This is a genomic window from Glutamicibacter sp. MOO4 (assembly GCF_056934395.1).
The window spans coordinates 719,599-739,624 of sequence record NZ_CM167800.1 but is presented as its reverse complement, the minus strand read 5'-3'; the positions used below and the strand labels follow the sequence as shown (position 1 = coordinate 739,624).

At 55.7% G+C, this 20,026-nt stretch carries 21 protein-coding genes; 3 read left to right on the top strand and 18 right to left on the bottom strand.

Going from position 1 to position 20,026, the window contains the following annotated elements; genetic code table 11:
• Positions 1-3: 3 nt before the first annotated feature.
• Together AC1Z3F_RS03410 and AC1Z3F_RS03405 are read right to left on the bottom strand one after the other, a co-directional pair.
• Positions 4-918: a co-chaperone YbbN gene (locus AC1Z3F_RS03410; protein WP_483566561.1), complete on the bottom strand. Its 915-nt coding sequence runs from the start codon at positions 916-918 to the stop codon at positions 4-6.
• 5 nt (positions 919-923) lie between these two features.
• A complete protein-coding gene (locus AC1Z3F_RS03405) occupies positions 924-2,621 on the bottom strand; it encodes a hypothetical protein (protein WP_483566560.1) in 1,698 nt (565 codons plus the stop codon).
• A 161-nt stretch (positions 2,622-2,782) separates the two neighbouring features.
• On the opposite strand from AC1Z3F_RS03405, the gene AC1Z3F_RS03400 reads away from it, so the two are divergent.
• Positions 2,783-4,099 (top strand): AI-2E family transporter, encoded by a 1,317-nt coding sequence (locus AC1Z3F_RS03400; protein WP_483566559.1) that lies wholly within the window; start codon positions 2,783-2,785, stop codon positions 4,097-4,099.
• Positions 4,100-4,128: 29 nt separating this feature from the next.
• Here AC1Z3F_RS03400 and AC1Z3F_RS03395 read toward each other — a convergent pair whose 3' ends face one another.
• Positions 4,129-4,479, bottom strand: coding sequence for a hypothetical protein (locus tag AC1Z3F_RS03395; RefSeq protein WP_131087876.1), 351 nt, complete (start codon positions 4,477-4,479; stop codon positions 4,129-4,131).
• 59 nt (positions 4,480-4,538) lie between these two features.
• Here AC1Z3F_RS03395 and nucS point away from each other — a divergent pair, with 59 nt between their 5' ends.
• Both nucS and nagA read left to right on the top strand, forming a co-directional pair.
• Positions 4,539-5,234 carry an endonuclease NucS gene (gene nucS / locus AC1Z3F_RS03390; RefSeq protein ID WP_131087875.1) on the top strand — a complete coding sequence of 232 codons (696 nt, stop codon included), beginning with the start codon at positions 4,539-4,541 and terminating at the stop codon, positions 5,232-5,234.
• A gap of 65 nt (positions 5,235-5,299) precedes the next feature.
• Positions 5,300-6,508 carry an N-acetylglucosamine-6-phosphate deacetylase gene (gene nagA / locus AC1Z3F_RS03385; protein ID WP_483566558.1) on the top strand — a complete coding sequence of 403 codons (1,209 nt, stop codon included), beginning with the start codon at positions 5,300-5,302 and terminating at the stop codon, positions 6,506-6,508.
• A gap of 63 nt (positions 6,509-6,571) precedes the next feature.
• On the opposite strand, the gene AC1Z3F_RS03380 is transcribed toward nagA, so the two are convergent.
• The 15 genes from AC1Z3F_RS03380 to prfA form a co-directional block, all read right to left on the bottom strand.
• Positions 6,572-7,552 carry an NAD-dependent epimerase/dehydratase family protein gene (locus AC1Z3F_RS03380; protein ID WP_483566557.1) on the bottom strand — a complete coding sequence of 327 codons (981 nt, stop codon included), beginning with the start codon at positions 7,550-7,552 and terminating at the stop codon, positions 6,572-6,574.
• A gap of 253 nt (positions 7,553-7,805) precedes the next feature.
• On the bottom strand, positions 7,806-8,234 hold the full coding sequence (locus tag AC1Z3F_RS03375) for a DUF2550 domain-containing protein (RefSeq protein ID WP_262198011.1): 429 nt from the start codon (positions 8,232-8,234) through the stop codon (positions 7,806-7,808).
• 8 nt (positions 8,235-8,242) lie between these two features.
• Positions 8,243-8,512 carry a F0F1 ATP synthase subunit epsilon gene (locus AC1Z3F_RS03370; RefSeq protein ID WP_131087871.1) on the bottom strand — a complete coding sequence of 90 codons (270 nt, stop codon included), beginning with the start codon at positions 8,510-8,512 and terminating at the stop codon, positions 8,243-8,245.
• A 2-nt stretch (positions 8,513-8,514) separates the two neighbouring features.
• Positions 8,515-9,960, bottom strand: a complete 1,446-nt coding sequence (gene atpD / locus AC1Z3F_RS03365) for a F0F1 ATP synthase subunit beta (RefSeq protein WP_131087870.1) — start codon at positions 9,958-9,960, stop codon at positions 8,515-8,517.
• A 36-nt stretch (positions 9,961-9,996) separates the two neighbouring features.
• Positions 9,997-10,890, bottom strand: coding sequence for a F0F1 ATP synthase subunit gamma (locus AC1Z3F_RS03360; RefSeq protein WP_262198012.1), 894 nt, complete (start codon positions 10,888-10,890; stop codon positions 9,997-9,999).
• A 76-nt stretch (positions 10,891-10,966) separates the two neighbouring features.
• The gene (atpA, locus tag AC1Z3F_RS03355; RefSeq protein ID WP_131087868.1) at positions 10,967-12,604 is read right to left on the bottom strand and encodes a F0F1 ATP synthase subunit alpha; all 1,638 of its coding nucleotides are present in this window, start codon (positions 12,602-12,604) and stop codon (positions 10,967-10,969) included.
• Between the two features lie 123 nt (positions 12,605-12,727).
• Positions 12,728-13,540 (bottom strand): F0F1 ATP synthase subunit delta, encoded by an 813-nt coding sequence (locus AC1Z3F_RS03350; protein ID WP_131087867.1) that lies wholly within the window; start codon positions 13,538-13,540, stop codon positions 12,728-12,730.
• Complete coding sequence (locus AC1Z3F_RS03345) at positions 13,540-14,094, bottom strand: F0F1 ATP synthase subunit B (RefSeq protein ID WP_131087866.1); 555 nt, start codon at positions 14,092-14,094, stop codon at positions 13,540-13,542. The genes AC1Z3F_RS03350 and AC1Z3F_RS03345 overlap by 1 nt, the downstream gene beginning before the upstream one ends.
• Before the next feature lie 80 nt (positions 14,095-14,174).
• On the bottom strand, positions 14,175-14,381 hold the full coding sequence (locus tag AC1Z3F_RS03340) for an ATP synthase subunit C (protein ID WP_022876338.1): 207 nt from the start codon (positions 14,379-14,381) through the stop codon (positions 14,175-14,177).
• A gap of 105 nt (positions 14,382-14,486) precedes the next feature.
• Positions 14,487-15,299 (bottom strand): F0F1 ATP synthase subunit A, encoded by an 813-nt coding sequence (gene atpB / locus AC1Z3F_RS03335; RefSeq protein WP_165477250.1) that lies wholly within the window; start codon positions 15,297-15,299, stop codon positions 14,487-14,489.
• A gap of 265 nt (positions 15,300-15,564) precedes the next feature.
• A complete protein-coding gene (locus AC1Z3F_RS03330; protein ID WP_131087864.1) occupies positions 15,565-15,999 on the bottom strand; it encodes a hypothetical protein in 435 nt (144 codons plus the stop codon).
• Positions 16,000-16,165: 166 nt separating this feature from the next.
• Positions 16,166-17,284: an MraY family glycosyltransferase gene (locus tag AC1Z3F_RS03325; protein ID WP_131087863.1), complete on the bottom strand. Its 1,119-nt coding sequence runs from the start codon at positions 17,282-17,284 to the stop codon at positions 16,166-16,168.
• On the bottom strand, positions 17,281-17,964 hold the full coding sequence (locus AC1Z3F_RS03320; protein WP_131087862.1) for an L-threonylcarbamoyladenylate synthase: 684 nt from the start codon (positions 17,962-17,964) through the stop codon (positions 17,281-17,283). Before AC1Z3F_RS03320 ends, AC1Z3F_RS03325 begins: the two co-directional genes overlap by 4 nt.
• Before the next feature lie 42 nt (positions 17,965-18,006).
• Complete coding sequence (prmC, locus tag AC1Z3F_RS03315) at positions 18,007-18,924, bottom strand: peptide chain release factor N(5)-glutamine methyltransferase (RefSeq protein ID WP_483566556.1); 918 nt, start codon at positions 18,922-18,924, stop codon at positions 18,007-18,009.
• Positions 18,876-19,949: a peptide chain release factor 1 gene (gene prfA / locus AC1Z3F_RS03310; RefSeq protein WP_131087860.1), complete on the bottom strand. Its 1,074-nt coding sequence runs from the start codon at positions 19,947-19,949 to the stop codon at positions 18,876-18,878. The genes prmC and prfA overlap by 49 nt, the downstream gene beginning before the upstream one ends.
• Positions 19,950-20,026 lie beyond the last annotated feature (77 nt).

The following is a 20,026-nucleotide window of genomic DNA, read 5'->3' as shown; positions in this document are numbered from 1 at the left end:
GACTTAGAACAGCAATCGTGCCAATTTCTGACGTGAGGCTGCAACACGTGGATCGGTATTACCAACCACCGCGTAAAGCTCAATGAGACGGCGGCGAACGCGTTCACGCTCGTCGTCAACCAACCGAGAAATCAGCGTCACCAAACGAGCAAACGCATCTTCTACGTGGCCGCCGATGACATCAAGATCAGCGACTTCCAACTGCGCAGCGATATCCTCTGGATTCTGCGCAGCCTGTTCACGTGACTTGTTCAGGTCAAGGTTCTGCGTGCGTGAAAGCAAACGAACCTGATAGATACCAACCTGTGCATCGTGGTCGTTTGGCTTCTCGTTCAGCGCTTCGTGATAAGCAGCTTCAGCTGCAGCGTAGTCCCCCGCATCAATGGCATCGATGGCCTTCTGATGCAACGGTGGCAGTGCTGGCTCAGTGTCGGTAGCAGTTCCGGAGAACGGTGGAACAGTTCCGCTCAGACCCTGCTGAACTGCCAACTGTTCAAGCTGCACAAAGAGCTGGCTGATCTGTTCTTCGGCCGCTGGGCCTTGGAACAGCGGAACCGGTTGGCCCTTGATCAGCGCAACAACCATCGGGATTTGCTGGGCTTGGAAAGCCTGAGCAATCTGCGGGTAGGTTTCTGCGTCAACCAAGCCGAGGACAAACTTGCCTCCCTTGGAATCGACCAAACGAGTGAGCAGTGCATCAAGATCAACTGACACCTGGACACGAGGCGAACCCAAAGAAACGATGGCTGGCACGTTCTGGGACAAGCCAACAAACTGTTGGAAAGCCGCCTCGTCCACATTGATGGTCCAGCTAGCAGCAGTAGCAGCCGCCGAGCTGTCAACAGCCTTTGGGGCCTGGTTAGCCAAGGCCGACAGGTCTACCGCGCCGCGGGTCGATGGGATGTTCTCTTGAGTCATGGGTACTAGTCAACTTCCTTTACACCGAGTAGGACCTGATCAGCTGAGATCAGCTGGATCTTATCGTCAGAGCCATCAGCAGGAATGTAGAACATTACTGGTTCAGCGTAAGTGCTTTCTACGCTACCGTTGGACTCATTCTTACCCAACAACTGCTGGGTGAGCTTGTCCGTGCTCTTGAGCGGATCAGCATCTTCAGTTCGTTCGAACTTTGCCTTGTTCTCCAGCTTGCCAGCAACAATGGCGCCGCCGTCTGGGGTAGATACTACGTAGGTATCACCCTTGTTGACACTGCGCTTGTAGCTCACCTTTGCCTGGTCAGCATCCTTTGACTCAGACTTCTGAGCGGCATGGATTGCCTTGATGAAATCAGAATCAGCGAATTTGTCCGCCTGCTTCGACTTCTCGTTGGTCAAAACATCGCCCAGTGCGTCCAGTGCCTTTTCAGGGGTCATCTGCAAGTTCTTGGCGTCAGCGGTCAACTGCTTGGTAGCAGGATCTCCCACAGCAATACCTGGGAAGGAAGAGTTTGGCAGCATTTGGCCGGCAAAGACTACCTGGTAGTTTTCACGAGCACTCTTCTGTACCAAGGTCAAAGCCTGTGGCAAGGTGTTGGCGTCGTTGTCCTTTGCGGTAACCACGGAGATTACGCGAGGGAACTTGGCACCACTAGCGTTTGGTACAGCGGCCGAACGCAAAACCTGAGTATTCAGGGCCTCTGGCTTATCAACCTGGAACTTCTCCTTCAGCATGTCGTAGCGCTTGCCACGCAGGTACTTGAAGGCTCCGGCAGTACGAGCTTCCAATGCCTTGGAGTCGTTCTTCTCGTCAGCAGCAGCGACCTGCTTCTGCACATCAGCCAAAACATTCTTCAGCTGTTCTTCGGTCAGCACAGGGAACTCGGTAGTTTCCTTCTTGCTGCTAGATGCCGAAGCGGATTCATCGGCAGGAGCCGAGGAGGCTGGGCTAGAGCTAGCATCTGCAGACTCCGAAGGCTTTGCGCTTGCATCATCCGAAGGCTGCATTGGCAGGGTCACGCCAGAAATTGTCAAAGCAACGACGGCAGCAGCAGCCACCGAGTGCTGGGTGTTTGTACCCTTGGTCTTTGGCTTACCTGGACGCATAACCAGCAGTGCCAGTCCGAAGACCAACAGCAGTGCGCCAGCAATGATCAGTGGCAATGCGAATGGCATTGCATCGTCATTGGCGTAAGTTACGGAAATATCCACTGGAGCGGCGTCCTTTCCGTCAGCAGCCAACAGCAGTGACCAATCACCGGAGTCTGGAGCAGTCCAGCGGTAGGTCATGGTGCCATCGGCACTCTGGGAATCGAAGAAGATGTCATCACCAGCAGGGTTAGGTACTTGCGCATCACCCTTGACATACTCGGCAATCATCTTATGGTTCTCGGTATCGATACCGGTCAGCGAAACGTGCGCTGCCTTGTCAACCCAAGCGTCAACGTCATAGCTACGGCCCAGAGACGCGGTGAAATCACCCTTGCCCTTAATGACCAGATCTATGGGGTCCAGTTTGGAATCATCGATCGATGGCTCGATCAATGTCAGCGGCGCCTCACCGTCCAGTTGCGGCATGGAAGCGGTGACCGTTTCGGGCGGGGCCCAAAAGGTCTTCTGTCCGATGCCAACTACAAGGGCCACAGCCCCTAGCAGCATCGCGATCACGGAGATTACTTTTCGCACGAGTTCACCTATTCGCCTACGTCTCACAGCAGTTCTGTCCCAAGTCTAACGAGTCCAGCGCATTCATGGTTCCGTTCTTCGCTTGTGAAGTGACTCATTAGCTATTGCGTTCGGTGTCTTGAAACACAAAATCATCTTATTACCGCGATATGCTCAGTGCCATGGAGCAAGATCAGCCGCGTGAGCACCGCGATCCCAACGAGACCGACGAAGTTGTTAGTACGCCACAATCCGGTTCAGAATCACCATCAACTGGATCGTCTGCTCCTGACGCGTCTTCGGCAACTGGGCCTATACCGACGGCCCCGCACACTGTTTCGGCGCAAGACGGTTTGGTCCCCCGGCTGATCACCACCCTGAACAAATTACTTAACGTGCCTCAGCGCGCCGCGGCACTGGGCGAAGAGCCCGAGCACCATTCGGGAGAAACATTTGAACCGTTCCCCTCGTTGCACCCGATCTCCATGGGCTTCTTGGCCACGATCGGTGTGGGTTTGGCGCTGGGCGGTTTTTACCTGCTAACCAACGTTGGTTCCCTACTAACTTGGATCGCCATTGCGCTGTTTATTGCGTTGGGTCTGGACCCGGTGGTTCGCTTCCTGATGCGCAAGGGACTTTCTCGACCGCTAGCAGTGGTGGCAACCATGGTGGGGATGCTGATCATTTTTGGTGGCTTCATGGCGCTGATCATTCCAACACTGGTTAATCAGATCTCCACGTTCATTGCTCGCGCGCCTGAGATCGTGGCCGATTTCTTGAACACGCAATGGGTTCAAGACATTGATACGCAGTACGCGCTCACTGAACGAGTGACGGAAGAGGTTGACCGGTTCTTTGGTGATTCAGGTGCCGTAACCAACGTCTTTGGTGGCGTTCTCGGCGTGTCACAAACCGTTGCACAGTCGATGTTTGGCGTGCTGATTGTTCTGGTCTTGGCCATCTACTTCTTAGCTTCACTGCCAGGCATGATGGGCTTCTCGCTTCGCTTAGCCCCTCGTTCAAAACGAGAACGGGTCGCTGGGTTAGCTGAAAGGATTACCCGCTCGGTAGGTAACTACGTCATGGGCCAGGCCACTGTGGCGGTTCTGAACGCATTGGTTGCCCTGCTGTTGATGACCATACTTGGCGTTCCGTTTACTGCTTTGCTTACCCTGCTTGTCGCAGTGCTCGCTTTTATACCGCTAGTGGGCGGTGTCATCGCCGGAATTTTAGTCACCTTGGTGACGCTCTCGCTGGGTTGGCAGACTGCGGTAATTTACGCGGTTTGCTACTTCGGCTACCTGCAGGTTGAAGCCTACTTCGTCTCCCCACGCATCATGCGTCGAGCCGTTGCCGTTCCAGGTGCAGTTGCGGTGATCTCGGTGATTGCCGGAGGCGCCTTGGCCGGAGTCACCGGTGCGTTGATGGCTATCCCGGTTGCAGCCAGCGCCATGATTCTTTTGCGTGAAGTGTTCATCGCACGGCAGGACCGCCGCTAGTTACTTGTCTGCTGATACTTCAGCCAAGCTTAGTAACGGTAGGAACGGGTATCCCAGCAGTGCGAATGCCAATGTCGCCTCGCGGTAGCTGCAGCGTCCTCGCCGGACCAGTGGTCCGCTCGCCACGCCACCAGATGCCCTACTCCAACGCCAATCTGTCGATTGCAACCAGGGCAGGTATAAGTCTTACTCGCGTTCATTGGTGAGATTTTGCGTACGTGCCACTGACCATCGGGGGCGTCTTGCAGTCGCACCACGCCAAAGCGTGCTTTTTGTAACCAGTCATCGGAGCCCGCTTCGTAGTCTGATTCTTCATCATGATTCCGCGCATTACCCGGACGTGAACTCTTGGGACGGCGTGGACGATTTGAACGAGGCATGTCATTAATCATGCCGTATCTCCCGGCGCATTACGCAACCACCTAGTAAAGTGTGTGAAGTGCGTTTAGTGGTTGCAAAGTGTTCAGTAGATTATGAGGGCCGTCTTCGTGCCCACCTCCCATTGGCGACTCGTCTGGTGATGGTCAAAGCCGATGGTTCGGTACTAATTCACTCCGATGGCGGTAGTTACAAGCCATTGAACTGGATGAACCCGCCGTTGACTCTTCACGAGGTTGAGCCGGACGAAGATGCCGCCGCGATGGGCGCTATTGCCACGTGGACCGTGGCCAGCGCCAAGACCGATGACAAGTTGACCATCAACTTCCACAGTTTTGAGCACGACTCGGCACACATTCTTGGCACCGACCCGGGGCTCATCAAAGATGGCGTCGAAGCTGATCTGCAGCGTCTGCTCGCCGAACAGATTGACTTGCTCGGTGACGGTCATAAGCTCATCCGCCGTGAATACATGACGCCTATTGGTCCTGTCGACATCCTCGCGCGCGATCACCAGGGCGCCACCGTTGCGGTGGAGCTCAAGCGTCGCGGAGATATCGACGGCGTTGAACAGCTCACCCGCTACCTAGAGTTGCTCAATCGTGATCCCTTGCTGCGACCCGTCACCGGAATCTTCGCTGCCCAGCAGATCAAACCGCAGGCCCGCACGCTGGCCGAGGATCGTGGAATTCGTTGCCTCACTTTGGATTATGACGCGATGCGCGGTGTCGATGACTCCGCTGGGCGCCTTTTCTAACCGTTCTTTGAGATCAATTGCCCGCAGTCGATGACTCAGAGCGTTCTGTCTTCTAAGCTGAGAGCATGACTTCGACGCGCTATGCACTTTTCGCCACCTTAGTTTCCGATGGGCTCGAGGTGACCGACGGCGTGTTAGCCGTTGATGGTGACCGCATCAGATTTGCTGGGAATAGAGATGACTTCGCTGCCCTCTCTGACTCAACCGACTACGAGATCCGAGAGCTTGATGCTGGATCCATCATCATTCCAGGACTTGTTGATGTACATTGTCACGGCGCATTGGGTACAGATTTTTCAGCGCCAGATCGCTCGAATATCGCCCAGGCTGTGCAATTCCTTCACCGCGCAGGAACCACAACCTTGCTGGCGTCCCTCGTCACTGCAGAACCAAATTCCATGATCGAGGCCGCCGAAGTTTTGGCCGAATTTGCGGAAGACGCACAGATCGCGGGCATCCACGCTGAAGGACCGTTCCTCTCTGAAGCACGTTGCGGTGCCCAGGATCCGCACTTCCTTCAGGATCCTGACCCAGAGTTTGTCACCCAACTGGTTGCCGCCAGCCGTGGCCAGCTTCGCACCATGACCTACGCTCCTGAGCTAGAAGGCAGCGAAGAGCTCATCGAGCAGCTCGTTTCGCACGGTGTTGTTCCGTCCCTTGGGCACACCGACGCTAGTGCGCAGGTCGCTGCAGATTCACTGCGTTTCGCCAGTGAGGAACTTGGTAGCGCCGGGGTGGACGGTTTCACCGAACGACCGACAGTCACCCACCTGTTTAATGGAATGCCTTCGCTTCATCATCGTGAGCCAGGTCCGGTAGCCGCATGCCTTGAAGAAGCTGCAAACCACAATGCCTTTGTTGAACTCATTGCCGATGGGGTACACCTATCGCCCGATACGGTTCGTTTGGTCTACCGTCTGGTTGGTGCCAACAATATCTTGTTGGTGAGCGACTCCATGGCTGCCACCGGCCTAGAAGATGGTGCGTACACCCTTGGCCCACAGGACGTAAACGTTCGTGGTGGCGAAGCACGCTTAGCCAGTGATAACTCACTTGCAGGTGGCACCAGCACCCTACTTGAGATCGTCCAGCGCACCGTTGAGGCAGGCGTTCCACTAGTACAGGCCGTCACCTCGGCTACGAGCATTCCTGCCTCACTGATCGGTCTGGCCGACGAGGTCGGTTCCCTACACTATGGCTTCGCAGCGGATGCGTTGATCCTTGACTCGCATTTGCAGCTGACTCAGACCATCCGCAAGGGTGAGTATCTCTAGCGCATACACAACCGCTGTTATCAAAAGCCATCTCAAAACGAAATGAGATGGCTTTTGTGCTACTCACGCGCCAGTGACAAGTTCGCTGAGCAGTTGCATTTCCTCGCTGCGGCTCAGCCCCGCACGTCTGGTTCTTCTCAAGCCACGAGCCCGTTCATCGGCGAGGACATCGCTGAGCAAAGCTTCAAGTGCTCGCTCAAGTCCATTGGCATCGAGATACCGCTGATTGCTGCGCTGGGCGAAGCCAAGATCCTCTGTCGGTATCCATAGGGGCAACGAACGAGGCCCAGCCCAGTAATTGACTTCGCGTTCTCGTAGCCATGCATCGTCGGCGGTGACCAGTTCACCGCTGAAGCGTGCAATCGTTGAGGACAGATGCAAGAATTCATCAAAGCTATACGAGCTCCCGACGATGTTGAAGGTTCCGGTCAATGAGCGCTCTGCGCCATCGATGATCCATGAGGCGAGATCTCTCACGTCAATCACCTGCACATAGCGGTTCTTGGTTCGCGGAACTAAAACTTGCCCGTCGCCTGCCAAAGCCAAGCGAGAGATCCAATAAGAAAAACGATCACTGGGATCTGCAGGTCCAGCGATCAATCCCGGACGAGCAATGAGCAGTCGCTCCCCTACTATGGCCGTGCTGACACGTTCTGCAGCAACTTTGGCGTGAGCGTAATCGCTCAGATCTACGGGATCATGCACTTCTGCTTCTTCATCCGCCCCGGGCTGCTGTTCATTGGCATAGACAGAAATCGAGGAGACTAGGGTCCAGTGTCCAGCGTTCTGCGAAAGTGCTGCCAACGCCTCCTGCACAAAGCGCTGATCAAAGGAGAGCTCAATAACTTCATCAAAGTGTTCACTGCGCACCGCGTCATAAGCACCGGGTTGACTTCGATCAGAACGCACAAATCGCGCGGAGTCGACCACCTCACCTGACCTACCCCGGCTCAAACAGGTCACTTCATGACCACGTTGCACCAACTGGCCTGCGAGCTCACGTCCAAGCCAGGCAGTGCCTCCCAGTATCAAGGTTCGTTTCATAGCTACAGTCAACTACCGCGTGCGCTTCACGCCTAGCCTTTTCGCACAGGGCACAGTTGATGCAGGCCCTTACGGTCAGCCTTCTTGTGCGATCTGACTTAATGGCCCGGATGATCCGCAGAATCCCAAGGATGCGGCATCCCTCCTAAATACTTGCGTCAGACCCTGCTCATACGAACAATCCAGCCTGGTCTAAAATACGCAAAAGCCGTCGTTACCCACTGGGTAACGACGGCTTTTGGTTTATGAAGATCTAGATCTGCCAGCTTCCGGCAATCGGTCCGGCTTCAAGCCAGGCCGAGAAACCGGTGTAGTCACGGTAATCCATGGCTAGCAGCAGTTCTTCTCCGTTTCGGGTGAGCATCACGATGATAAATCCTGGCGGAATACGCGAAGATTCATCATCGGTGGCCTTACGGGTCCCGGTAATGTCTAAACCTCGACGGTTCAGCTGGAACCGCGGTACCGGCGAAACAGAGAAAAACCGCAACAGATCTACATGTCCCCCGCCATAGCGGGCAATGACCATCATCCATTTGCCCTGAGGCGTACAGATGGAGGCATCAAAGGTGCCCAGCGTGCGTCGCAATTGAATGCGGCGCACAGCCATGGCTCCAAAGAACATGGCGATGCCGATCAAGATCAGCAAAGCGACCAGAACTGGTGCGGTTATCTCAAACAATTCATCGCCTACGCTGCGGTACCAAGCACAGCGTTGTCAGCAACGATCACTACACGGTCCGATTCAACGGAGAAGAATCCCCCATCAACCTGAACCGAGAAGCGTGACTCGGAAACTGGATCGATTTCCAGATCCCCAGCGGCAAGCACCGACAGCATCGGAACGTGACCGGGCAGAACGCCGATCTCGCCGTCAACCGAGCGAGCCTTGACCAGCTTCGCAGCGCCTGACCACACAAAGTGGTCAGCCGCGACGATTTCGACCTGAAGCTCAGCCATAATTAGCTAGCCTTCTGGATTTCGGCCCACTGGCGCTCGACGTCGTCAAGTCCGCCAATGTTGAAGAACGCCTGCTCAGCAATGTGATCCAAGTCGCCATCGCAAATAGCCTTGAAGCCTTCGATGGTGTCCTTGATGGCCACGGTCGAACCCTCAACACCGGTGAACTGCTTTGCGGTGTAGGTGTTCTGCGAGAGGAACTGCTGGATACGACGTGCGCGAGCAACGACAATCTTGTCTTCTTCGCCCAGTTCGTCGATACCAAGAATCGCGATGATGTCCTGGAGTTCCTTGTTCTTCTGCAAAATAGCCTTCACGCGGATGGCAACATCGTAGTGAGCCTGGCCAATGTACTGAGGATCAAGGATTCGCGAGGTCGAGGTCAGCGGATCGATCGCTGGGTACAGACCACGCGACGCGATTTCACGCGAAAGCTCGGTGGTTGCATCCAAGTGAGCGAAGGTCGCTGCTGGAGCCGGGTCAGTGTAGTCATCGGCCGGGACGTAAACAGCCTGCATCGAGGTGATCGAGCGGCCCTTAGTCGAGGTGATGCGTTCCTGAAGCAGACCCATTTCATCGGCCAAGTTCGGCTGGTAACCCACGGCGGAAGGCATACGGCCCAACAGGGTCGACACCTCGGAACCGGCCTGGGTGAAGCGGAAGATGTTGTCGATGAACAGCAGCACGTCCTGGTTCTGAACATCGCGGAAGTATTCCGCCATGGTCAGTGCCGACAGTGCCACGCGCAAACGAGTTCCAGGTGGCTCATCCATCTGACCGAACACCAAGGCGGTGTCCTTCAGAACGTTAGCCTCATCCATTTCGACCCAGAGGTCGTTACCTTCACGGGTGCGCTCGCCAACACCGGCGAATACCGAAGTACCACCGAAGTTACGTGCAACACGGGTGATCATTTCCTGGATCAGAACGGTCTTGCCAACGCCAGCGCCGCCGAACAGGCCGATCTTTCCACCCTTGATGTATGGGGTAAGAAGGTCGATCGACTTGATGCCGGTTTCCAGCATTTCGGTCGAGCCCTCAAGTTCATGGAACTTAGGTGGCTGGCGGTGGATTGGCCAACGCTCGGTGACCTGAATCTCCGAGTTATCAACGTCCAGGGCCTCGCCCAATACGTTGAAGATGTGGCCCTTGACGCCGTCGCCTACTGGGACGGAGATAGCAGCGCCGGTGTCGGTCACGGAGGTGCCGCGTACCAGGCCGTCAGTGGCCTGAAGCGATACCGCACGAATCAGACCTTCACCGAGGTGCTGGCTGGTTTCGAAGGTGATCTTCTTGGTTTCGCCGTTGAGGGTCAGCTCAGCGGTCAGTGCGTTGTAGATAGCAGGCAGTGCGTCGGCTGGGAACTCGACGTCCACGACCGGGCCAGTCACACGCGCGATGCGACCGATGGCCCCTGCGGTAACCTGCTCGTTGAGTTGGGCAGTCATCTTTCTCACTTCTTGTCTGGTCGGAACTAGGGGGAATTAGCCGTTCAGCGCGTCTGCGCCGGCGATAATTTCCGATAGCTCCTGGGTGATTTCAGCCTGACGGGCATTGTTGAGCAATCGTGTGTACTTCTTGATTAGTTCGCCTGCGTTGTCGCCTGCGGCCTTCATAGCGCGCTGACGTGCAGCAAGCTCGGAGGCTGCGGACTGCAGCTGGGCATTGAACAATCGAGATTCGATGTAGCGTGGAAGCAGTGCGTCAAGCACTTCTTCCGCCGATGGCTCAAACTCGTACAGTGGCAAAAGCTCGTCGGTTGCGGTCTCGGATTCATCCTCGACAACCTCCAACGGCAACAGACGGATGACCGTCGGTTCCTGCGTGACCATCGACTTGAACTGGGTGTAGACGACGTGAATTTCTTCTACGCCACCCGCTTCATAATCGGTGTCGAAGTCCTCTAGGAGAACGTCGCGCAGCTCGCGTGCGGTTTCGAAACGCGGAGAATCAGTTTCTCCGGTCCACACTCGTGCGTACTCACGTGAACGGAAATCAAAGTAAGCCTGAGCCTTACGGCCGACCAAGTAGGTCTTGACTTCTTTGCCTTCTTCACGAAGAAGTTCGACAAGGTGCTCTGCCTGCTTCAGAACGCTGGCGGAGTAGGACCCGGCAAGTCCTCGATCCGAGGTCAATACCAAGACCGCGGCGCGGCGTACCTGCGCCGGCTCGGTGGTCAGTGGATGCTCGACATCGGCCTGGGACGAGACGGCGGTTACTGCACGGGTAATCGCATTGGCGTATGGCAGTGAAGCCGCGACACGCGTACGTGCCTTACCAATGCGGGATGCAGCGATCAGTTCCATCGCCTTGAAGATCTTGCGCATCGACTTGGTCGATCCGATCTTCTGGCGGTAGACCCGAATCTGGGCTCCCATGTGTGTCCTTTCCTTATCCCCTGTGCTGTTGTTACGGCGCCGTTACCGGCGCCGCAACTTCAACACAAGAAGATTGTCAGCGCTTCTGCTTGACGATCTTTTCCTGGTCAACGGACTCGGCGTTCAGAGCGTCATGCTCTTCGTGGCCGGCGGCAACCAGCTGGTCGCTGCCTGCACCGAAGAAGCCAGCCTTGAAGTCGGCGACGCCGGCCTTCATAGCTTCCAGGGTCTCGTTCTCCAGCTTGCCGGTCTGGCCGATAACGGTCAGAACGTCAGTGCGGTGACGCAGGTAGTCGATGAATTCAGCTTCGAAGCGGCGTACGTCCTCAACTGGAACATCGTCCAGGTAGCCGTTGGTGCCGGCCCAGATCGAAACGACCTGATCCTCAACAGCGTAAGGGGTGTACTGACCCTGCTTGAGCAGTTCCATCAGACGTGCACCACGGGTCAGCTGCTGCTTGGAAGCGGCATCCAGATCCGAAGCGAACATAGCGAATGCCTGCATGTCGCGGTACTGAGCCAATTCAAGCTTCAAAGTACCGGAGACCTTCTTCATGGCCTTGACCTGTGCCGAACCACCAACGCGGGATACCGAGATACCCACGTCGACAGCTGGACGCTGGTTGGCGTTGAACAGGTCCGACTGCAAGAAGATCTGACCGTCGGTGATCGAGATAACGTTGGTCGGGATGAACGCGCCCACGTCGTTTGCCTTGGTTTCGATGATTGGAAGACCAGTCATCGAACCTGCACCGAGCTCGTCAGAAAGCTTGGCACAACGCTCAAGCAGACGGGAGTGTAGGTAGAAGACGTCGCCTGGGTATGCTTCGCGTCCTGGTGGACGGCGTAGCAACAGCGACACGGCGCGGTAAGCTTCAGCCTGCTTGGACAGATCATCAAAGACGATCAGTACGTGCTTGCCACCGTACATCCAGTGCTGGCCAATGGCCGAGCCTGCGTATGGTGCGAGGTACTTGAAGCCTGCTGGGTCAGATGCTGGGGAAGCCACGATGGTGGTGTATTCCAGTGCACCCTGCTCTTCGAGGGTCTGGCGTACGGCAGCGATGGTCGATGCCTTCTGGCCGATTGCCACGTAGATGCAACGAACCTGCTTGGTCTCGTCACCGGTTGCCCAGTTATCACGCTGGTTCAAGATGGTGTCAACCGCAATGGCGGTCTTACCGGTCTGGCGGTCACCAATGATCAGCTGACGCTGGCCACGGCCGATCGGGATCATGGCGTCGATAGCCTTCAGACCGGTCTGCATTGGTTCGTGAACGCTCTTGCGCTGAGTTACGCCAGGTGCCTGGAGTTCCAGTGCACGGCGGCTTTCAGCCTCGATTGGGCCAAGGTTATCCATTGGCTCGCCCAGTGGGTCAACAACGCGACCCAGGAAACCGTCGCCGACTGGAACCGAAAGGATCTCGCCGGTGCGCTCGACCTTCTGGCCGTCTTCGATGCCGGTGAAGTCACCAAGCACAACGACACCGATTTCACGGGTATCGAGGTTCTGGGCCAGGCCCAGGGTGCCATCTTCGAACTTCAGCAACTCGTTGGCCATGACGGAAGGAAGACCTTCCACCTTGGCGATGCCGTCGCTCGCGGCGACGACGCGTCCCACCTCGGTGCGCTCTGCCTTACCCGGTTCGTAGGAAGATGCGAACTCGTTTAGGGCATTGCGGACGTCGTTGGCATTGATGGTCAAATCGGCCATCTGCAGTCCCTGCTCTCCTAAATTGTGATCCACCCTCAAAAGCGGTGGATCGATGTGAATGAAGTCTGTGTTGGTCCCGGAAAGCCGGAACCTCTGCCAGGAGTAAGCCACCTGGCAAAAGTTCTAGCCAACCAGTGTGCGGCGCAAATGGGCCACACGTGATGCCACGGAAGCGTCGACTACTTCGTCGCCAACCTTTACTACTACTCCACCGATCAACGATGGATCAATAGTGGAGTTGAGCTTTAGCTGACGACCATATAGCTTGTTCAGGCTGGTCTGCAGACGTGAACGCTGAAGTTCCGAAAGCTCTACAGAGCTGGTCACCGAAGCGATCCAACGCTGCTGGCGCTTGGCCACAAGCTCAACAAAACGTTCTGCCAACGTTGCAGGCTTCAAACCACGTGGGTTTGAAACAGCCTGAGCGATCAAAACCTGCGAGGTCTGCGACGCGGTAGGCACAAGCTTCAGCGCAAGAGCGCGCTTAGCTTCAACTGGGGCCTGTGCATCATCCAACGCACGCTGTAGTTCGTGATTGCCACGCACTACCTCGATGAAGGAGAACAGATCCTGCTCCAGCTTGTTCAGTCCTGAAGCGCCGTTCTGCTGTTCAGCTACTGCGGTAACCGCGGTAACTGCCAGCGTTTCAAGCGCATCGCTAATGCCGCGTTCCGAGCTCCAGCGGGTTGAAGCCAACTGAGCGAGGGTTTCCTCAGCAGTAGCCGAGACCTTTCCACGCAACAGCTGAGCCAAAAGGCCTGCCTTTTCGGCATCTTCACGGGCTGGATCAGTCAATGCTCGGCGAAGACCGGCATTTGCATCCAGTACTTCCAGGACCGCGAACAGTTCCTTTGGCAGCTCAATAGATGCCAGTGCCAACTTGGGTTCTAAGAACTCCAAGGCCTTTGCCAATGACTCGCTCGATACAGTTGCCATTAGTTCGATGCACCTGCGCTCTGCTGAGTCTCCAGATCATTCAGGAACTGATCAACCACGTGCTGTGCACGGGCATCGTCCTTCAGAGCTTCGTCAACAATCTTGCTTGCAAGCTCGGTGGCCAAAGTGCCCACGTCGTTGCGAAGCGACGACTGAGCAGCAACGCGCTCAGCCTGGATCTGACGCTGAGCCTGCTCGCTGATGCGAGTAGCCTCGTCGGTTGCTTTGGTCTTCAGATCTTCAAGGATCTGAGCGCCTTCGCTGCGAGCTTCCTCGCGGATGCGGTTCGCTTCAGTGCGTGCTTCCAGAAGCTGAGCCTTGTACTGTGCCAAGGTCTCCTCTGCTTCCTTCTGCGCTGCTTCGGCCTTCTCCAGACCACCTTCGATCGCGGTAACGCGATCTTCATAGGCCTGCTCGAACTTCGGAGCAATCACCTTGATGACGATGAACAGGAGCACCGCGAAGCCAACGCCTGTGGCGAGAATTTCCCACGGGTTAGGCAGCAGCGGATTGACCGATTCTTCCGCAGCGAGGATGAAGTCAGTGCTATTCATTCTCACCATTCCTTATCTAATAGTTTCCACTTGTGTGTATGCCTCGCGATAGTGGCGAGGCCACTACAGCCGGGAAGGACTTACTTGATAACGAAGGCGAAAACCAGGCCAAGGATGGCCAGTGCTTCGGCAAGTGCGAAGCCAAGCATTGCGATTGGCTGCAGGATACGCTGTGCTTCAGGCTGACGTGCAACGCCGTTGATGTAAGCAGCGAAGATCAAGCCCACGCCGATAGCCGAACCAATTGCTGCCAGACCGTAACCGATCATGTTCAGGGAGCCGCTCATGCGATTTTTCCTTTCAAGATACCGTGCTTCTTAGCCGGTAGGTTGTGAGGTTTTCCTTGAAGGATCCAAGGAAGAACTTTTGGGATTTAGTAAATAAGAAATGGCCTAGTGGGCGTCAGCTTCAATTGCACCCTGGATGTAGATCGCGGTCAGCAGCGTAAAGACGAACGCCTGCAGAACCATGATCAACAATTCAAGGAAGTACATTGCTACGTAACCGACGATTACCAGAACACCAACACCATTCAGTGCCAGCTGATCCTGGACGACAATCAAGTAACGAGCACCTGAGGCTGCCAGCATCACAATGATATGGCCTGCCAGCATCGTCGCCATCAAACGCAACGAGTGCGTCAGTGGGCGAACAATGAAGTTAGAAATGATTTCCAAAGGCACCAGCAGGATCAGCATCACTGGGCTGACACCTGGTGGGGTGACTGCCAACTTGAAGTAACGGATACCGTGGTTCTTCAGACCTACAGCAATCCAGGTGCCGTAGATAATGATGGCCATTGCGTATGCAGAACCAGCGTGTGAGAACGATGGAAGCTGCAGGAACGGAATCGCACCGAAGAGGTTGTTGAGCAGTACGAAGAAGAAAGTCGCGAACAGCAGCGGAATCCATGGGCGGAAGTTTTTCTCGCCAATGATGTCGCGGCCGATACCGTTACGCACAAAGGCGTAGCCGGATTCAGCGAGGTACTGCATCTTGCCTGGAACCAATTTCGGGTTCTTGATGGCCATGGTGAAGAACCAAGAGATAAGCACAACCGACAAAGCGATCATGAGCATCTGCTTGCCGAAACCAGTGCCGTACTCAGCCGCCCATGGGAAAATTTCCGGGAGGTGGGTATCGTGCACGGTTGGCGGAATGAAGCCGCCTTCTTCGGAGGCCATTGGGAGCGCAAACGCGAACAACGCGCTGTCCTCTCTGCAGTAACGGTCACGGGCAAAAGGCGGTGACTGGCGGAAACTGCCTCTCACCGTGTGAAGAAAAGATCAAACGGGATCTCATCGCAGCTGTTGCCGGAGGCATCAACCTTGATGAGGAGCCATCAGCAAGTTTCCCTGCGACAGCATTAACTATTCAGCCTCACGCTTTTGGGCGCTTAGCTAAAAATGACCCGTAGTAAGCTTATCAAACTCACAGCATCCCCTGAGACATATCGCCTTCGGGAACTCTCTAGTCCTCGTTGTAGATAGCTAGCCGAGCCTTCATGAAGGCTCGCACTTCACCAATCTGCCAGGCAACGAGTGAGATTGCTGCTGCAAGAACGAATCCCTGTCGGTTTACCCACTCGGGCAAACCCAGGTTCAACAACACGAAGGCGATACCAAAAACCTTGATGACATATGCGCCCAAAAACGCGGGCATAGCCCACGTGCGGCGAATTCGTCCCGCTACTTCGGCGATCAGGATGCCAATAGCAAAAAAGCTAATGACAATCACTGCCGCCAATGCGCCCGACTGTGCGTAACGAAGATCGGCGGCCAACCACGAAATCAGGAAAAATGCGGCTGTTGCGATCAACGAATACATCAGTGACAAAGCCAGAATCGGCAACCAGATGGATTTCGGAGCTGACGAAGTACTGATGCGGGCAGAACTAGAAGCCACGACCGCAACCTTTCTTCGTCAAATCCGAGGAACCATCAAGCACCCACGATGCTGATGAAACTTGAAACTTCCGCTCACCCAAAAGAGCGTCCGGAAGAAGATCCATACTGAATTCTACACGAGATAGAAAGACATTGCTCGCGAATTGCTTGGCCAATTGGCCGGGTTAGGCCTTGCGCAATCGTTTGAGTAATGCATTGATTCTGCGCAACACCAATGGCCACCATGTACCAATAGCCGCAGCAAGGAAGAGTACCAAGGCCACAGGGACCACCAGGGCCACTGGGATGAAGGCAATTGCGACCACGGACACAGCAATCACGGCGGCCCAAATATAGAGCAAGATCACTGCCCTGCGCACTGAGTGCCCCTGAGCCAACATGCGGTGATGGATGTGTTTGGAGTCCGGAGAAAAGGGTGAGCGTTTGTTAGCCAACCGGCGCAGTACTGAGAGTACAAGGTCTAGTACTGGTAGGAACACAATAACCATGGGCAAGACCACTGGCATGTACGCCGGGATGTTTCTGAACCGTTGAGCTTCCAGCCCACGCACGTCACCGGTGACCGCAATTGCTGATACCGAGAGGATCAACCCGATGGCTAGTACGCCACTCTCCCCCATGAAGATATTCGCGGGGTTGAAATTATGTGGCAAGAATCCGAGGCAAGCACCCAGGAGCAGTGCACACAACAAGGCGCCAACGTTCGCGTAATCATCCGCGCTGACATGTGTGGCCAGTACATAGGAATAGACGAAGAAGGTGGCAGCGCCAATGGCTGCGAGGCCGGCAGCTAGACCGTCAAGCCCATCGGAGAAGTTGATGGCATTCATGGTCAGTACAATCAAAAATACTGTCAGTACAATCTGTAGCCATTGTGCGTTGATATGCCACGACCCCACAGGCAGAGACTGAATCAGCACACCGTGAGTGGCCATGATGAATCCGACGAAGATCTGGCCTAAGAGTTTGATCCACCAGCGCAGATCAAACATGTCATCTGCCAGTCCAAGAATCAGGATGACAATTAAGGCGTAACTCAGACCTTGAGGTACGTAGCCGCTGAAGACTCCCCTGAAGAAGTGGAAATTACTGGCCAGCCATAACCCCATGGCAAAAGCGGCAATAATTGCCACGCCGCCAAACTTCACGATGGGTACCTGATGCTGATCGCGGTCACGCAACATCTGGTTGTTCGTAAACCTGTGTCCCACTGACCGAACAATCGGAGTCAGCAGGTAGGAAGCGGTGAAGCTAAAGGCGATAAGCAGTAGGTATATTCTCATGCGTCCTGGCCCGGGGCATCCTGTCCCAAGTCGAGCACTTCAGGAACTACAACGCGCAACTCCTCGATGGAAATCGTTCCAGCACGGACAACCTTGAGCTGTTCACCGGTGCAATCGATAATTGTTGACGCTGCTACGTCTTCGCCGGTTTCGCCGCGCGGACCACCATCGAGGTAGACGTCTACCGATTCACCAAGCTGATCCATCGCGGACTCAATATCCAAGGCTGCTGGTTTGCCGGTGCGGTTAGCCGAAGATACGGCCAATGGTCCGGTTTCGCGCAAAAGTTCTAGGGCGGTGTCATCGTTGGGAACACGCAATCCAACAGTTCCGCGGGTCTCCCCCAGATCCCAGGTCAGCGAGGGCTGCGCTTGGAGGATCAGGGTCAGTCCGCCAGGCCAAAAAGCCTCAGCAAGTTTGCGGGCAGCATCTGGGATATCGCGAGCCAGCCCATCCATGGTGGCGCTTTGCGCGATCAGTACTGGAGGTGGCATGGTGCGGTTCCGGCCCTTGGCCGCCAACAACATGGCTACTCCCTGAGCGCTGAAGGCGTCAGCGCCAATCCCGTAAACGGTGTCCGTAGGCAAAACGATGCATCGTTTATCGGCCAGGGCAGCTTTAGCTGCTGCGATGCCGTCAGCGTGTTCTTGCTCGTTGCTTACCAAAAATCTTGTGCTCACGGGATCATTCTTTCATGCACTGTGCGTAGTAGGTGGTACTGGTTAGCGGTGTGGTGCGTACCCACAGGTGGCGCGGGCTCGTCCAGTGAGGTCTTCGTGACCGGAAACTTGGGTGAACCCTGCTTCTCTGAGCATCGTCGCCGCCGAGTCTTGCTGCACTTCAGCGTGCTCCATCACAAAATATCCACCGGGACGCAATAGCTTCATGGCCTGCCCTGCCACGGCACGCGGAATCTGCAGACCATCATCGCCTAGACCGTAGAGTGCCATGGCCGGATCATGGTCTCGAACTTCGGCCTCGCGCGGGATAGCGTTAGGCGGAATATACGGCGGATTTGAAACTACCAAATCCATGATGCCTTCCAAGTCCTCAGGAAGCGTGGTGGCATCTTGATGCAGGACGGTAACCTGATGTGGCAGGCAATTAGCTTTGGTGTACTGGATAGCATCATCGGAAAGCTCCACCGCCCAGACCTTGGAGCCGGGCAGTTCACTGGCCAATGCAGCAGCAATCGCTCCTGAGCCGGAGCACAGATCAATGCAATTTGGTGCTTCTAGTGCCTGTTGGACCACAAAATCCAGCCCCAACTGCACGACCGTTTCAGTCTCTGGACGCGGCGTAAATACACCAGGGCCAACTTTGAGCTCCAGGTAGCGGAAATGTGCCACCCCGGTGAGGTGTTGCAATGGGATGCGAGTGCGCCGGGCAGCCACTAGCTGTGTGAACTCTTCGCGGTGGCTAGCTTCAAAGCTATCCCCGCGTAGCTCGCGAAGCTTGAGTTCGGAACGACTAATGCCCAGGACATGGCAAAGCAGTAGGTCGACGTCGACGCCGGGGCTTGGCACCCCGGCGTCGGCCAATGCCGCGATCGCCTTGTGGCGGACGGCAGACAGTTCTTCCAAGACGATGCTTACTCGCCCAGCGCTGCCAAGCGCTCTTCTTCGTCCATCTGGATGCATGATTCGATCACTGGCTGCAGTTCGCCACTCATGACGGCATCCAAGTTGTACGCCTTGTAACCGGTGCGGTGATCAGCAATGCGGTTTTCTGGGTAGTTGTAGGTACGGATACGCTCGGAACGATCCATGGTACGGATCTGGCTTGCACGAACTGCCGAGTTTTCGGCGTCGATGATTTCCTGCTGGTGAGCCAGCAAGCGTGAACGAAGCACACGCATGGCCGCTTCACGGTTCTGGATCTGCGACTTTTCGTTCTGCATGGCGACCACAATGCCGGTCGGGATGTGGGTCAGGCGAACCGCGGAGTCGGTGGTATTCACCGACTGGCCACCAGGACCTGAGGAACGGTATACGTCCACCTTCAGGTCGTTCGGGTGAATGTCGACTTCTTCGGGCTCGTCAACCTCGGGCAGGATCAGCACGCCGGCAGCCGACGTGTGGATACGTCCCTGAGATTCGGTCACTGGAACACGCTGCACACGGTGCACACCGCCTTCAAACTTCAGCTGTGCGTAAACACCCTCAGCTGGGTCATTGGACTTGCCCTTGATCGCAACCTGAGCATCTTTGTAACCGCCAAGGTCAGACTCGTTGAAGGAGATCATCTCCACCTTCCAGCCCTTGTTCTCAGCAAAGCGGGTGTACATGCGCAAGAGGTCAGCTGCGAACAGTGCTGCCTCATCACCACCTTCACCACCCTTAACTTCAAGGATCACGTCACGTGCATCGTTAGGGTCACGTGGGATCAGCAGGCGACGAAGCTTTTCTTCCAGCTCCGGAAGAGCTGCCTTGATGGTTTCGACTTCCTCGGCGAACTCTGGATCTTCATCCGCCATTTCCTGCGCAGCTTCCAAATCATCGGTAGCGGTGTGCCAGCGGTTGTAGGCTTCAACGATGCCGTTGAGCTGGGCAGAGCGGCGTCCGAGCTTGCGGGCCAGCGACTGGTCGGCGTACACCGCCGGATCCGAGAGCTGCGCCTGAATCTGGGCATGCTCTTCTAGTAGCGTCTTGACGGATTCGAACATGGTGATGTGCTTTCCTTGTCGGCGGTGCCCGCACAATCAGGCTCTTTTCGGGCCTGCGGGCTGCTGAGATTAAAATT